Source organism: Nostoc sp. (assembly GCF_036916655.1).
Taxonomy (GTDB): domain Bacteria; phylum Cyanobacteriota; class Cyanobacteriia; order Cyanobacteriales; family Nostocaceae; genus Nostoc.
The window spans coordinates 258,926-274,473 of record NZ_JBALFY010000064.1; the positions used below are offsets into that span (position 1 = coordinate 258,926).

Here is a 15,548-nt window from a genome sequence, read left to right on the forward strand (position 1 = left end):
TTCTTCCTAATATTCAATGGATTTAGTACAAGCCAAATGCATAGAACTCAACGCTCAGTAGTTAACTTTGTCACTGGATTTATGTTACAGGTGATAACACTGGGTGTAGGTTTAGTCAGCACACCCCTGCTACTGAGTTGGCTGAACGATGAGCGCTATGGAGCGTTTCGCGCTGCTAGTGATTGGGGAAATTATCTTCATCTCCTAGAACTGGGCATTAGTGGCTCATTGCTGCCACTGTTGGCTAAAGCAGTGAGTTGTGGCGATCGCCAACAAGTTCGCCTCACACTAGCTACCGGTATCAGCGCTTATCTACGAATTATGGGAATCATGGGGCTGCTAGGAGTTGTGCTGGGCTGTTTCATCACTCATCTAGTACCCGTCAAAGGAGTGTTAGTAGGCGAACTTCAAAAGGGCTATTGGTTGGGATTGATGAGTATTTTTTTACTGCCCTTAACCCCCTTTCGCTTCTTAGCAGATGCCAGCCAACGCAGTTATTTTGCCAACGCCTTCTTAGGATTTCAAAACCTCCTAATCACTGGTGTAGCATTACTCTTGGCAAGGGCTGGATTTGGCATTCCTGGGCAATATCTGGCTATTTTTTGGGGCAATATTTCTTTTCAATTATTAATGTGTTGGGAAGGACTGCGCCGCTATCCAGATGTTTTTATAGCTGTTGGCGATCGCAAATCTCAATTTCCGATTGAGAAACAACTTTGGCAATTGAACTGGCCTACATTGGTTTTAAATCTTTCAGGCCAGTTTAGCTTGTTTACTGATAATATTATCATTTCCTACACTCTTGGTCCAGCAAGCATTGTGCCGTTTTTCATTACCCAACGTCTGGCGATGCTGGCACAAACACAAATACAAGGCATTGGTAATGCTACTTGGGCTGCTCTTGCCGATCTCCATGCTAAGGGAGAACGAGAAAAGTTTAACGCCCGTTTAACCGAATTAACGCAGTTAGTAACAGTGATGGGACTAGCTTTTATGGTGGCGATCGCGGCTTATAACTCTTACTTTATTCAGTTATGGGTTGGACAAGACCGTTTTAGTGGTATTGGCATTACCTTGCTTGCTACCAGCAATGGATTTCTGCTAGGGCTTTTGTCCCTCTGGGGATGGTGTTTTAGTGGTACTGGAAATGTCGCAAAAGTGATACTGCCTACTACACTTTCAGCATTAATAAATGTAGTCATCAGTATTGTCTGCACTTACTTGTTTGGGATGATAGGCCCTCTTCTAGGTACTTTTGTTGCTTTTGTGACTGTTAGCCTATGGTGGTTTCCCCTTTTACTTCGATCTGTTTTTGGTACATCATTGAGACAACTTTTTTTAGCAGTTGCTCGACCATTGGCAGTTGCTATTCCTTATGGTTTAGCAGTTTGGTGGATTGCCAGAACCCACACCCCTTTGGGATGGTTTGGATTGGGTGCTGAAATAGGGTTGACTGAGCTCATTTACATTGTCATGGTATGGTTACTAGTGTTCAATACATCAGAACGCTGCCAGTGGAACACTCGATTACGTATATTGTTTTCAATTATTCGTAGATAACTCTCCGCCTCCTCCAATAATCTTCTTTTTCAAGCTAATAATGTCTTTTGATAGCCCATGCTCTATTGCACCGAGTTTCATCCCAGATTGAGTTGTAATCTTCAATTGCTTCACATAACCCTGTTTTGTCACTCTCGGAAAACAATCATCGAAGCAAGATTCTAAAACTTTTATTCAGTCAAGCTTTGAGCCTTTATTTTCTAACAGTAAATGAAATTTATAGCTCAAATCTGGAAATTAAAGCTCTGAAAGGCTTTCAGTGATTGGCTTCTCCCAAAGTGATAAAAACGGTTGATGGACAACAAGTAAGTCGGTGTTAATATTTAAAGCTATGTTAATAAACGTAAACGTAGGGTGTGTTATGCCTTATAGCAACGCACTATCAATAATTCAAGGTGCGGCGCTCGGCGACAATACACCCTACATCATATTGATATTTCTTCACATAAATTGAATTTTTCTCGCCAATTTCCTTAGTTATAACGGATAATTTATGACAGCCTGGAATCCACAGTACAAAACCTTAGACCATTGGCGGGGTATTGCAGCCTTATGGGTAATGATTTTTCATGGTTTTGGCACTACATTTAACAAACCTCTTCACCCATTGGTTGAGTTATTAAAATCAGTAGCAGCCCCTGGTTGGTTGGGAGTTCACCTTTTCTTTGTAATTAGCGGCTACTGTATTGCAGCTAGTGTCTATAGATTATCTTTTAAAAATGCTAGTACCTGGAATTTTATCAAGAGTCGATTCTGGCGTTTAATGCCCACTTATTGGTTAGCATTGATAATCACTATAATTCTGAATTTAGTATCGTCTCCCTTTAACCAAACTAATTTTTTAAATTCTTTCCCATTATCATTACAATCCTGGGTAGGTAATCTATTTTTAATCCAACCCTATTTAAATGTTCCGTTCTACGTTGTAGTTTACTGGTCACTTGTTGTCGAGTTAGGATTTTATATAATAATCGCAATTTTATTGTTAATTAGAAATACAATAAATCAAAATCTATCTTTTTTTATAGCTATAATTTTAGGATTATATTCTGTTTTTATTCCTGCCGATCCCCGATTAGCTTTATTTAAGTATTGGAGTGAATTTCTTTGTGGTTCATTAGTATTTATCGCTCTTTGGGCAAGCAATAAAAATCATATTTATCAACGTAATTTATGTTTAATAGTAATTATAATATTGGGTGGTTTAGGACAGTATATGAATTTTGCACATCATCAAGTAAATCAAATACTATTTAGTAGTATTTTTTCAATTATTATTTATTTTCTGTACAAGCTAGATAAACACATTGATTCTTTAAAATTTATAAAATGGCTTAAATTTATAGGTGTAATGTCATATCCTCTCTACTTACTTCACGCTCCACTTCAGGGAAGAGTAATCAATCTCGGATCAAGGTTTATTCCGCTTGATAGTCCAATGATGTTACTGCTACAAATAATCGGTTGGGCAATAGCAATTAGCTTCAGTTTTATGTTTTATCGATTAGTTGAAAAGCCATTAAATGACTGGCGACATCAACGAACAATAACTAAACCAGTAACATGATAACTTTACACAGTGCCGCTCCTGAACCAATACTGCTCGGTTAAGGAAAATAGAGGGTATTTAACCATACCTAAGTCTTGATTCTCTGGGGCAGCGAAGTACTTAATCGGGTTATCCGCTTTGCCTTTGGAGTTTGCGACACTAAAATGGTACAGACCACGAAAAATCATCTCCAAAGAAATGCGGTCAAATGGCAAAGCTAATTCATCAGCTACCGCATCTGCCAAGTCAACGGGAGGAATGCGATTTTGTGAGATGGATGGGTAAGCAGGGGAGGCAGGAGAGGCAGGGGAAGAGAAAGAAATAAATGTATAAGCAATCTATAACGCTCGTAAAAAGTACTAAAAATGCCTCTTTACTCCCCCTGCCTATTTCACGAGGATCTCACTTTTTTGCGTTGCTCCCTTTTTCGTTGGGTCTTAATCTTGGTCTTGATCAAGAGTACCTTAGATGCGTTTGCCCTGCTCAATTAATAGCTTTCGCACTTCACTTGCTGTTAAGCGTGTATACAATATCAGTTAATTCTATCAACACTCCAAACACCCAAAAATTAAAGCGCCAATTAAATTTATTACAAAAAGGGTAAGGAGAAGCATCTGACAGCTGCTTCTCTTACCCTCTCTAACAATGATTATCATTATTATAAATGGTGATTTATTTTTTGGAAGTCCCTAACCTGAGCGAATAGCTCAAAAAGCGATGAAAGCATTTTTACAAGCATTTTTTTCATCCAACTATATACCGCATGGACATTGCTACCTTTGGCAGTCAGGGTTAGTTTGGCTACATGGAATGTCAGATGCGTTAATTGCCTTGGCTTACTATTCCATTCCCATTTTTCTGATTTACTTGTCTTATAAACGCTCAGATATCCCTTTTCGTGGAGCTTTTTGGCTTTTCGGAGCCTTCATTGTTTGTTGTGGAACCACTCATCTGTTAGAAATCTGGACGCTGTGGCATCCAATATACTGGCTCACAGGAGGAATGAAAGCAGTGACAGCGATCATCTCTCTCTATACAGCGCTGGCACTAATTCAGTTAACTCCTCAGGCTTTGGCATTACCCAGTCCGGCTCAATTAGAGATTGCAAATCAGACCCTTGAACAACTCAATCAAGCACTAGAAACAAGAGTGGCTCAACGCACTGAAGAGTTAACGAAAACGATTCAACAACTGCAAAACGAAGTGGAGCAGCGCCAGCAAGCCGAAACCGAACTACAACGATCTAATCAAGAGTTAGAGCAGTTTGCCTATGTTGCTTCCCATGACCTACAGGAACCCTTGCGGGTGATTGTCAGCTATACCGAACTATTGGCACAGAAATATCAAAAGCAGTTAGATGAGAAAGCCGATAAATACATCACCTATATTGTGAATGCTGCATCTCGAATGCAGGCACTAATTGAAGACTTGCTATCATATTCCAGAGTTGGTCGTTGTGATTTTCGATTAGTTTCGACCGATTGCAATCAGGTAGTTGACCAAGTGATTCACGCACTCCATATTGCGATCGCCGAAAGCAACGCCAACATTACACGCGATCGCCTCCCAACGATCAAAGCCGACAAAGAACAATTCACCCGCTTGTTACAAAATTTAATTGGCAACGCAATTAAATATCGTCAAGAAGAGCCTCCTCAAATTCACATCACTGCGACCCAGCAAGACAACCAATGGCGATTTGCAGTGCGTGATAATGGGATTGGGATTGAAGCCCAATATGCAGAGCGCATCTTTATCATCTTTCAGCGCTTACATACCCGCCGCCAATATTCTGGCACAGGACTGGGTTTAGCCATTTGCAAGAAAATTGTTCAGCGTCACAACGGAAACATCTGGGTGGAATCAGAGCTAGGGAAAGGATCTGTTTTCTGGTTTACAATGCCAGTAGATTAAGAAACCTCCCAATGAGCAAAGACTCTCACCCGATTGAACCCATTGAAATCCTTTTAGTCGAGGATTCACCAGAGGATGCCGATTTAACGGTTGAAATTCTGGGCGATGCCAAAGTTCTCAACCAAATTCATGTGGTGGAGGATGGAGTTGAAGCCTTAAAATTTTTACGGCAGCAGGGCAATTATGCCAATGCACCTCGTCCAGATTTGATTTTACTGGATTTGAATTTACCTAGAAAAGATGGTCGAGAAGTCTTAGCCGAACTCAAAGCCGATCCCGATCTGAAGTTGATTCCGGTTGTGGTTTTAACAACCTCTGGGGCTAATGAAGATATTTTGCGAACTTACGCACTGAATGCCAATTGCTATGTTACCAAACCTGTGAGCTTAGAAGAATTTGCTAAGGTGATTCGTTCGATTGAATTTTTTTGGCTGGTGGCTGTGAAGCTTCCAAAACTTCAATCTTAGGCTATAGTTAACATCTGGCGTTGATTTTAGGATTGGTTTTGGCATCACTTCTAGGTAGAACTCATGATCGAGAATGATTCTCTACAAATTCTGTTAATTGAAGATAGCCTAGAAGATGCGGATCTCTTACAAGAGTTTCTGGAAAACGCAGATCAAACTAGCTGGAAAGTTACAGTCGTAGAAAAACTGACACTAGCCCTCGAACAACTGCACCGCCACAGCTTTCATGTGATTCTATCCGATCTCTCCCTGCCCGATGCTCATGGCTTGGAGACAATCACCCAACTCCATACGGTGGCTCCAACCTTGCCGATTGTCGTACTCACTAGCCTCAGAGACGAAGCGATCGCTTTAGAGGCAGTGCGGCAAGGCGCACAAGATTATCTCGTCAAAGGGCAAATTAACGCCTATGCCTTGATTCGAGCCATTCGCCATGCGATTGAGCGATCGCGAATGCAACAAGTAATGCATCAACAGTCAGTGGCGATCGCCGCATCGAGTGAAGGAATTGCCATTTTAGACGCCCAATGGAACTATGTGTATGTCAACGAAGCCTATGCCAAAATCTACGGTTACAAAGATTCGAGTCTACTGCTACAGACCAATTGGAAAATTCATTATGACCCTATTCAACAAGCCCGCTTGAACGGCGAAATTGAGCAAAGCCTACAGCAACGGAGATTTTGGCGAGGAGAGGCTGTTGGTCATAAATGTAATAATCAATCTTTTGACCAAGAACTCTCAATCACATTGTTACCGGATGGGGGAACAGTCTGTATTCTGCGAGATATTAGCGATCGCAAACGAGCTGAAGCTGCCATGCAAGAAGCTTTGCAGCAAGCCAGAGAATTACACCGACTCAAGTCTCAATTCATTACAATGGTTTCCCATGAATTTCGGACACCGCTGAGTGTGATTTTGGTAGCAACAGAGTCGTTAAAACGCTATGCTCATCAATGGACTCCAGAAAAAAACCAGATTCGCTACAATCACATCATCGGTGGAGTGCAGAGGATGACTGAGTTGCTCAACGATATGCTGGTAATGAACAGATCGGGGGAACATCAGACCAAATTCAACCCTGTACCACTGAACTTAGAAAAGTTCTGTCAAGAATTAATTGCGACATTAACGACCAGTGAACACCCAATTATCTTTGAGAGTCAGGGCAACAATCGGCAAATTTGCCTCGATCCAACCCTCTTGGAACTCATACTCACCCACTTGCTCTGCAATGCAATTAAATATTCTATGGACGGTGGAAGGGTGACGTTTAACCTGATTTTTGCTCCTGAACAGGTAACTTTCTCAATTCGAGATGAGGGCATTGGCATTCCCCTAGAAGACCACGACAAATTATTCATCCCGTTTTATCGCGGTAGCAATGTTGACAATCTGCCTGGGACGGGCATCGGGCTAGCAATTGTTAAGCAATGCGTAGAACGTTGTCAAGGTATAATAAATGTTACTAGTCAAGTGAATCAGGGTACTCTAATCATAGTAACCTTGCCCATTGCTTTAGTAGAGCAGATTCATGACCAAGATCCTGGTAATTGAAGATGAGCCATCCCTACGCGAAGAAATCCTCGATATTTTAGAATCTGAGGGGTTTGATGTGATGGGAGCAGAAGACGGGGTACAGGGGCTTCATTTGGCTCAAACAACCCCCTTTGACTTGATCCTCTGCGATGTGATGCTACCCGAAGCTGATGGGTATGCAGTGTTATCTAGCTTACGACAACACCCAGACACAGTGCTGATTCCTTTCATTTTCCTCACTGCTAAAGTGACCCGCGAAAATGTTCGGCAGGGGATGGAGTTAGGCGCAGATGATTATTTAACAAAACCCTTTAGGACGGATGAGTTGCTTAACGCTATTACAAGTCGATTGACTAAGCAAGTAGCGATCGTCCAGATCCATCAGAAACTTACCCACCTTCAGCACTCCAATTTACTTAAAGACGAATTTATCGAGACTGCATCACAGGAATTACGAAGACCTGCGACCAATATTATGATGGCGTTGAAACTCCTGCGACAAGCTTCCAACCCAGAGCAAACGCAACGCTATATCGATCGGTTGCAGCAGGAGTGTTCCCGCGAAATTAATCTGATCAATGACTTGCTCGATTTGCATTATTTGGGTGTAAACGAACGTCCCTTACAACCGGAAACGCTGAATTTACAAACCTGGATTCCAGCGATCATCGAACCATTTAAAACCCAGGCTCGACAACGCCAACAAACTCTCTGGAGCAACATTCCACCCTATTTGCCAATGCCCATAATCGATGCCGCAGATTTCAAGCGCATCTTGAGCGAACTACTCAACAATGCTTGTAAATTCACGGCTCCCGGCGGAAAGATTGTTTTGGAAGCTCGTTGTGATTTGACTGCATCCGATGGTCAGATGATTATGTTCATTGTTAGCAACGAAGCAGAGATTCCAGATGAGTTCATTCCCAATCTGTTCCAACCGTTTTATCGGGTACCAGAGATCGATCGATGGCAGCAAGGCGGCAATGGTCTAGGCTTAACACTGGTTGAGAAATTGGCTGAACGACTAAACGGTAAAATTCAAATCAGTAGTAAAGCGGGTTGGACTCAGTTTACGCTTCAACTGCCTATTGAGACTAATCTGCCTGTTGCCTTGGTTCCTAACTAAATGAGAGGAATTCATAGCAGAGATAAGTAGGTTGGCTTGAAGAAGGTAGGATAGCGCAGCGTAAAGCCTTCTCTACGAGAGGCAACGCCTTCGGCATGGCAACTCTAAGAGACGTGCGCGAACGCTTGCGAGTCTGCGAGCGGCGGCAGGGGGCAAGAAGGGAAGAGAAATTTAATTGAGGCGTTGTATAAATGCGGGATGAATCGGCGCTTGAAACCATTGATAATTCATTCCAGATTGGGCGAAACTATCCCATGATTCACGCTTTAGTCGAGTTTATCTTTATTAACATAGTTTTGTTTTATTGTGTCAACTTACTTATATGTGCAAAATATTAGTCATTGAAGATGAAGTTTCACTGCGCGAAGAAATTCTTGACATTTTAGGAGCTGAAGGCTTTGAGGTCGTGGAAGCCGAAGACGGTCAAACTGGGATCTATTTGGCTCAGTCCCAGCATCCTCAACTGATTCTTTGCGATGTGATGATGTCAGGTGCAGATGGCTACGAGGTGCTATCGACATTAAGGCAGAATCTAGATACTGCATTAGTCCCCTTTATTTTTTTGAGTGCTAAAAGCACCCATGAAAATATTCGTCAGGGTATGAACCTGGGTGCAGACGATTATTTGACGAAACCCTTTAGTGTTGATGAATTATTAGCGGCGATCGCCGCCCGACTCGCCAAACAGGAAACGGCATCCCTGGCGCAGCATAACTCTGCACTCTGGGATTCGTTGACCCACTTACCCAACAAACTGTACTTAATCCAGCAACTCAATCGGTTAATTCAACAGACACCCACAAATACAACCTCTCAGTATGCCGTGCTATTTGTGGGCTTAGATAGCTTTAAGGAAATCAACGATGCATTTGGGCAACTGATGAGCGATCGCTTGCTGCAAACTGTAGCCACTCAACTGCGGCAAATCCTTGCACCTGAGCAGTTCCTCGCCTATTTTGGCGGTGACGAATTTATTATTATTCTGGAAAACATCTCGGATCTATCGACAGCAACCCAGCTAGCCGAGCAACTTCATCAACGGAGTCTGAAACAGGCATTCGATTTAGGCGGCTGTGAAGTATTCAGCAGCATAAGTATCGGAATTACGCACAGCCAGTTTTGCTATAGCAACGCCATCGATCTGCTAGCCGATGCTTCCCTAACAATGCATCATGCCAGAACAGCAAGCAAGAATGGATATACTGTGTTCGATCCCGCAATGCGAGTTAATCTTTCTGAGCAGTTCCAGTTAGAAACGGACTTGAGACGAGCGATTCTCGAAATCACATATTCTGGTAAACAGCAAGAATTTTGCTTACATTATCAACCCATTGTTCATTTGTTTACAAATCAGTTAATCGGTTTTGAAGCATTGATTCGCTGGAATCATCCCGAACGAGGAATGATACCACCGATTCAGTTTATTTTGATCGCGGAAGCAAAGGGGCTAATTGACGAGTTAGGCTGGTGGATTCTCCAAGAAGCCTGTAATCAACTGCGAAGCTGGCAACAGCAGTTTCCTCAATACTCTGACTTGATCGTAAACGTTAATATCAGCGCGCTGCAATTGAATCAAATTGACTTTAGTCAGCAGCTGGCAGAAATATTGCATCACTATGATTTGTCTGGTGAGTATTTAAAACTGGAAGTAACTGAAAGTTATCTTTTAGAAATGACAGAGGATAAAAATAACATCCTCCAATCGCTGAAATCGCTGCAAATTAAGTTATGTATTGATGACTTCGGTACAGGTTACTCCTGCTTGAGCCGTTTGCATCAGTTTCCAATTGATACGCTGAAAGTCGATCGCTCTTTTATTAGCCAGATTGATGCAGATGGGCAAAATGCCGTGATTAAAGCTATTATTGCTCTGGCTGACAGCCTGGATATTAACATCGTGGCAGAAGGAATAGAAACCTCAATTCAACTGGAAAAATTAAAAGAATTGAACTGTAAGTTGGGACAGGGTTACTTATTCTCTAAACCGTTGCCCAGCCAAGCAGCCACTCAACTGATCGTCGATAGGATCTTTGAAAGCCAGTACTCCACCCAAACAAAAAAAGTAGATACAAATTACAGTTGACTCGGTAATTAGAGCAATTGCACGTCTTGGAGAGTACTTAGAACACAGGAAAAATAGCCCTATTGGGATGCAAGTTTTGTGGCGAGGTTGGTTGGAATTAGAAACCTTATGTGAAGGTTAGTTGCTACATGAAAATCTCAAATCAATATATTGATTTGAGTTACTCGCCTTTGTTAGAGAGGAATATGGTTCGCGACAGTTCTATAAGATAAAAAAGTGATATCCAAAACTGTCAAAGAGCGATCGCCATTTTGATTGTTAAACCGTAATTATACTTATAAGTCTCTAAGAGCTAGGCAAAATTTCTCAGTAATTTTTCGATTGTATAAAACTAAAAGAAGTACTAATTTATAGTTTGGATTAGTTATATAACAGTTGGTTAACGAGCGCTTCAAAATAAATTCAAACCAGTCAATATATCTATAGTAACAATCTATATTAGAACTTATCCGACGACTATTAGTATTTCATTTTATTTCTTTAGACTGGTTTTTATTTAAAATCTCTAAGTTTGGGCAGGTATCAGACTTTATAAATATTACGATTCATAATGTGAAAGTGTCCATAGTCAGACCCATTACTGATCGAGTTATTTGTTTATTAATATCAGTGGTTATTAACTATTTAATTAATCTTTCAATTGCTATATGTTTTTTAACAGTTTTACCTATGCAATTTTCTTAGCTCTCGTTGTTTGCACATACTGGTTACTCCCTAGCAAATGGCGTAACTACTTCCTACTCTTGAGCAGCTACATCTTCTATGGGGCATGGAAGCTAGAAGGTTTATTACTTCTGCTAGGATTCAGTATAAGTAATTGGCTATTGGCAACTTTAATAAATTTTTATCAAGGGAGAAAAAGAAAAGTATTCCTAATACTAGGAATAATTATAAATTTAACATTATTATTTTGTTTTAAATATTACAATTTCATTTTTGATAATTTTAAATTTTTTACAAATAATAATTCTCTAGATTCTGCTGTATCTCCACTGGCTTTACCTTTAGGAATAAGTTTTTTTGTTTTTGAGGCAATTAGCTTTTTGATTGATGCCTATAAAACAGGGGCAACAATACCTGGAATCTATTGTTTTGCCTTATACATCTCCTTCTTTCCTCATTTGATAGCTGGCCCTATCGTGCGAGTACAACAATTTACTCCTCAGTTAGATACTAGAAAAATATTCCGTTGGGAAACTTTCTTTACCGGAATTGATATTTTATGTATTGGTGCATTTAAAAAAGTAGTACTTGCAGATAATTTAGCAAGTCTAGTTGATGCTAGTTTTAAAACCAACCACACTTCAGCCTGGGATATATGGATTATAGGTAGTTTGTTTTCTCTACAAATCTACCTAGACTTTGCAGGGTACACAGATATGGCTAGAGGTGCAGCTAAACTACTAGATTATGATTTACCAATTAATTTTGACTTTCCTTATGTTTCTCGTAGTATTAGTGAGTTTTGGCGGCGGTGGCATATTACACTATCTAACTGGTTTAGAGATTACCTCTACATACCTATTGGAGGAAGCCGCACTGGTGAAAACAGAACTTATATTAATCTGCTAATTACGATGACATTATGTGGACTCTGGCATGGAGCGGGATGGACTTATGTTCTCTGGGGACTTTATAACGGAGGTGCCTTGATAGTACATCGTGTATTTACTAGTTCACTTATAGCTAAATGGCTTTTTAAGGATACTTTTTGGGGACATTTATCTGCCTGGATGTTAACTTATTTGACCCTAGTTATTGGGTGGATTATTTTTCGTGCTCATGACGTAGTTCAATTAAGAGCTTGGATACAAACATTAATCACACCTACAGCATACATCCAATCCTCACATTACCTATTATGGAGTCTTGTAGTTGTTACTGCTTTACTAATATCAAAACTATTATTTAACTTTTATCAGTGTAGGTATCAGTTTAGTGAGTTAGTTAAATTACGACCAATGCTTTATGTAATAGTTCTATTTTTACTAACAGTATTTGCTCCCCAAAGTCAACAATTTATTTACTTTCAGTTTTAGCTAACTTGACTAAGTAGTAGAGTGAGGAATGGGTTACAATGACTATAAATTATCTCATAAAAACAACTCTTAGATTAATTAATAATAGAGTTTCCTGGATAATAACTATTATATTTTTGGGAGTATGGTTAGGTGTAGACATAACCTTAGCTCATTGGGGTGAGAATCAATTACCTATTCAACGTATTGTTCATAACTACAAATTGCCCTCTGATATATTATTTATGGGTAACTCCAGAGTGACTACTGGAATAAAGCCTAGTATGATTACCCAACTTTCTACTAAAAGTACAGGATACCCTATACAATCTTATAACTTAGGTATACCTAGTACTCCTTTTGGGATTCACTATTTGCTTCTTAAACATGAAATACAGCAAGGAAAACAACCTAAACTCTTAATCTATGGCTTTGTCGATAATGAACTTACTGCAACTGGTTTTTTTGATGACGCTAATGTAGCACAATTAAGCAAAGACGAAGATTTACCACTACTTTTTAAAAAGTCCTTTGTAACAATAGATAGCCGCTCAGATTTATTATTAAAAAAAATTAGTAGGGTTTACAGATATCGTTTTCTTATTAGAGAAGTTTTAAATAGATATTTAACTCATTCACAGCTTAAACCAGTTCAACTCAATAACAATGTTGATGGATTTCTGGATTTAGATAATGTAGTTCGGAGCGAAGCTATTAATCAACTAATCAACGTAGAAAAAAGCCCCTATTACAAAGGACTATATGATACTCCCATAAACTGGAGCTTTGAACCTTCAAAAACCTATTTAGAGGATTTTGTTAAATTAGCATTGCAATCTAAAATCAAGCTGATCTTTGTAGAACTACCAACTACGCAATTACATAACCAAATGGCACAGAAGAGTGTTTATCGAAAAGCCTACCTTAAGGAACTAAAGTTGTATTTTAAGAATTATGGTATTTCTCTTTACAGTCTTAGGGATGTTGAGCCGGACGATCATATACCAGACACTGTGCATCTTTCTAATACAGGAGCTACTTCTTTCACACAGATACTATTTGACAAAGTAATTCGGGAACACCTATTTGAGGTAAGGGCAGCAAGAGGGCAAAGTGACTGAGCATCGATTTTAAAGCTATTTTGAAAAACCTGACAGCTGTGATTTGAACTAAGGGACTTCCAAAGAATAAATTGTTCCAAACGTCCAGTAGCCTTGATTTATTGTTCTGCCTGAATAGCCTCATATTCCATCATTTTTATATAAGATTCACTAGTGATGCTACCAATAACTAAGCCATAAATAAAACTTACTAATGGTTAAAACAAACCAAGAATACTCAATCTTCTACTACGCTGTCCTTAACTCAAATAAGGTTCGATCTTCTTCACGGTTCAGAAATACTCTTAGATGCGCTCCCATATTTTATAATTTACCCGTATTTACTTATTGTTACACATTTTGGTTTTTCCCCACCTACCTACTTAATTGAATTATTTTACTATTAATAAATAGTCATTCAGATGAAGATAAGCTGATCCACATTTGGAGAGCCAATATTTGAGTTAGTTTGCTTATCATTCCCTCAATTTTTACAATTATCTATATCATTTTGAAATCTTTCTTAGTTTTTATTAGTAAATAAGATGCGTTTGCCCTGATTAGTTGCTAGCTTAAACAAACTCAAAGCTTGAATGTATTACTTCTACCCTTCCGACTTCTGCCTTCTGCCCTCTGACTTGAAAATGCGCCTTCGATTAGTATCTATATAGATATATAGATCCGTCTCACATCACATTTTCATGCTTGGCTGTGAAACTTGTTTCATCGGGACTGCCTTTTGCCTTCCCCCAAACGAGATTGCCAAAAGTTCTCAAGAACCATATTATGATTCAAAGCGCACTTGCCGATGGCGAGCCTTTTCTCCCCCTTAAAATTATTATCATTCTTTAAATCAACCTGCCTCTTCCTTTTTTTTTGGAATAATTTATTCTTTGGAAGTTCCTTAGATTTTCTTTACGAATCACCTCTGACAAAAGAGGGTTAGACAGCTAGCCCTCAATGTGAGTACAGTAACGACGGGAGCAGCGGTTTGCCAGCTATGAGTTCCATTTGATTTGTGGGGATTGTAATCGTGAAGGTTGTACCCATATTTACTTGACTATGTACCTGTATTTCACCACCATGCAGGTCAATACATCTCTTGACGATCGAAAGCCCTAACCCTGTTCCAGGAATATTCCCTACATTCTTAGCCCGATGAAAGGTCTTAAACAAGTGGTCTCGATCGTCATCGGGAATCCCAATACCTTTATCTTGAATTTTAAAGATCGTCTTTTCATTTTGACAAATTAGGTGGAAGTCAATTGTGCTTCCTGCAAACGAATACTTGACAGCATTCGACAACAAGTTAGTCAAAATAGATTGGAGTAACTTCTTGTCGAGTTGAGCATGACTTTTGCTAGCTGCGTCCTGTTCATCGGTAATAAACAGCGTAATCTGATGGCAAGGGGCGCTGAGTTGTATTTCTTCCACTAGACTGTGGCAAAACTGCATAACATTGATTGGAGTTGGCATGAATTCTAGTTTCCCAGCTTCTACTCGGTTAATCATCAACACATCGTCTAGTAATTGGGTGATATGGTTGATCGACTTTTGGACATGCTGAAACTGCTTTTGGCTTTGGGCTGCATTGAGGCGATCTCCATAATCTTCTAGGATACCAATAGAAGAAGATACGACCGCCAGAGGGGTACGAAACTCGTGAGAAGCCATTGAGATAAAGCGCGACTTTAATTCATTTAGTTCTCGTTCTTTCTCCAATGCTTTACGGACATCGGCTTCTGCTTGTTTTCGCTCGGTGACATCTCGACAAGTGATCACAATGCCCGCTACATTTGGCTCATCTAGGAGGTTTTTAGCGATCGCCTCAAAGTCGTGCCAGGAACCATCCGCATGATGCAAACGAAATTCTACTATTGTTTTTTGAGATGGATTATCAAAGGCTTGACAAAGCAGAGCTTCTGCATAAAGGCCATCGTCTGGGTGGACTAACTCAGGAAGATTTTTCGCAATCCAACTTTCTGGCTGATATCCCAGAATATGCGTCAAAGAAGCGCTAACATAAACGACTCGTCCACCCGCTCCTAAGGTGGCGATGATATTCGATGCATTTTGTAGCAACGAGCGAAATCGCTCTTCGCTTTGCTGTAATATCTCGGTTTTAGCCAGTTTAATCTCAGTTTGAATCAGTTGAGATTGTGCCTGCTGCAACTGTTTGAGAGCTTGTGCCA

General features: G+C 40.0%; 10 protein-coding genes and 1 pseudogene. 9 read left to right on the forward strand and 2 right to left on the reverse strand.

Annotation, left to right across the window (positions count from 1 at the left end; all coding sequences use genetic code 11):
• Positions 1 to 36 precede the first annotated feature (36 nt).
• Positions 37 to 1,560 carry a lipopolysaccharide biosynthesis protein gene (locus tag V7L31_RS16560; protein WP_334697241.1) on the forward strand — a complete coding sequence of 508 codons (1,524 nt, stop codon included), beginning with the start codon at positions 37 to 39 and terminating at the stop codon, positions 1,558 to 1,560.
• A 493-nt stretch (positions 1,561 to 2,053) separates the two neighbouring features.
• Positions 2,054 to 3,127: an acyltransferase family protein gene (locus V7L31_RS16565; protein ID WP_334697242.1), complete on the forward strand. Its 1,074-nt coding sequence runs from the start codon at positions 2,054 to 2,056 to the stop codon at positions 3,125 to 3,127.
• Between the two features lie 59 nt (positions 3,128 to 3,186).
• Here V7L31_RS16565 and V7L31_RS16570 read toward each other — a convergent pair.
• Positions 3,187 to 3,360, reverse strand: a pseudogene (locus tag V7L31_RS16570) (IS4 family transposase); the annotation flags it as partial.
• Positions 3,361 to 3,826: 466 nt separating this feature from the next.
• On the opposite strand from V7L31_RS16570, the gene V7L31_RS16575 reads away from it, so the two are divergent.
• From V7L31_RS16575 to V7L31_RS16605, 7 genes are all read left to right on the forward strand, one after another.
• Complete coding sequence (locus tag V7L31_RS16575; protein ID WP_334697243.1) at positions 3,827 to 5,023, forward strand: sensor histidine kinase; 1,197 nt, start codon at positions 3,827 to 3,829, stop codon at positions 5,021 to 5,023.
• 11 nt (positions 5,024 to 5,034) lie between these two features.
• On the forward strand, positions 5,035 to 5,490 hold the full coding sequence (locus V7L31_RS16580; protein WP_334697244.1) for a response regulator: 456 nt from the start codon (positions 5,035 to 5,037) through the stop codon (positions 5,488 to 5,490).
• Positions 5,491 to 5,553: 63 nt separating this feature from the next.
• Positions 5,554 to 7,047 carry a sensor histidine kinase gene (locus V7L31_RS16585; RefSeq protein ID WP_334697245.1) on the forward strand — a complete coding sequence of 498 codons (1,494 nt, stop codon included), beginning with the start codon at positions 5,554 to 5,556 and terminating at the stop codon, positions 7,045 to 7,047.
• Positions 7,025 to 8,155: a hybrid sensor histidine kinase/response regulator gene (locus V7L31_RS16590; protein WP_334697246.1), complete on the forward strand. Its 1,131-nt coding sequence runs from the start codon at positions 7,025 to 7,027 to the stop codon at positions 8,153 to 8,155. The genes V7L31_RS16585 and V7L31_RS16590 overlap by 23 nt, the downstream gene beginning before the upstream one ends.
• Before the next feature lie 322 nt (positions 8,156 to 8,477).
• Positions 8,478 to 10,238 carry an EAL domain-containing response regulator gene (locus tag V7L31_RS16595; RefSeq protein ID WP_334697247.1) on the forward strand — a complete coding sequence of 587 codons (1,761 nt, stop codon included), beginning with the start codon at positions 8,478 to 8,480 and terminating at the stop codon, positions 10,236 to 10,238.
• An 824-nt stretch (positions 10,239 to 11,062) separates the two neighbouring features.
• A complete protein-coding gene (locus V7L31_RS16600; protein WP_334697248.1) occupies positions 11,063 to 12,277 on the forward strand; it encodes an MBOAT family O-acyltransferase in 1,215 nt (404 codons plus the stop codon).
• A gap of 38 nt (positions 12,278 to 12,315) precedes the next feature.
• Entirely contained in the window at positions 12,316 to 13,377 is a 1,062-nt protein-coding gene (locus V7L31_RS16605) for a DUF1574 family protein (RefSeq protein WP_334697249.1), read from the forward strand.
• Positions 13,378 to 14,313: 936 nt separating this feature from the next.
• Here the strand turns inward: V7L31_RS16605 and V7L31_RS16610 are convergent.
• A complete protein-coding gene (locus tag V7L31_RS16610; RefSeq protein ID WP_442944438.1) occupies positions 14,314 to 15,528 on the reverse strand; it encodes a PAS domain-containing sensor histidine kinase in 1,215 nt (404 codons plus the stop codon).
• Between the last annotated feature and the right edge of the window lie 20 nt (positions 15,529 to 15,548).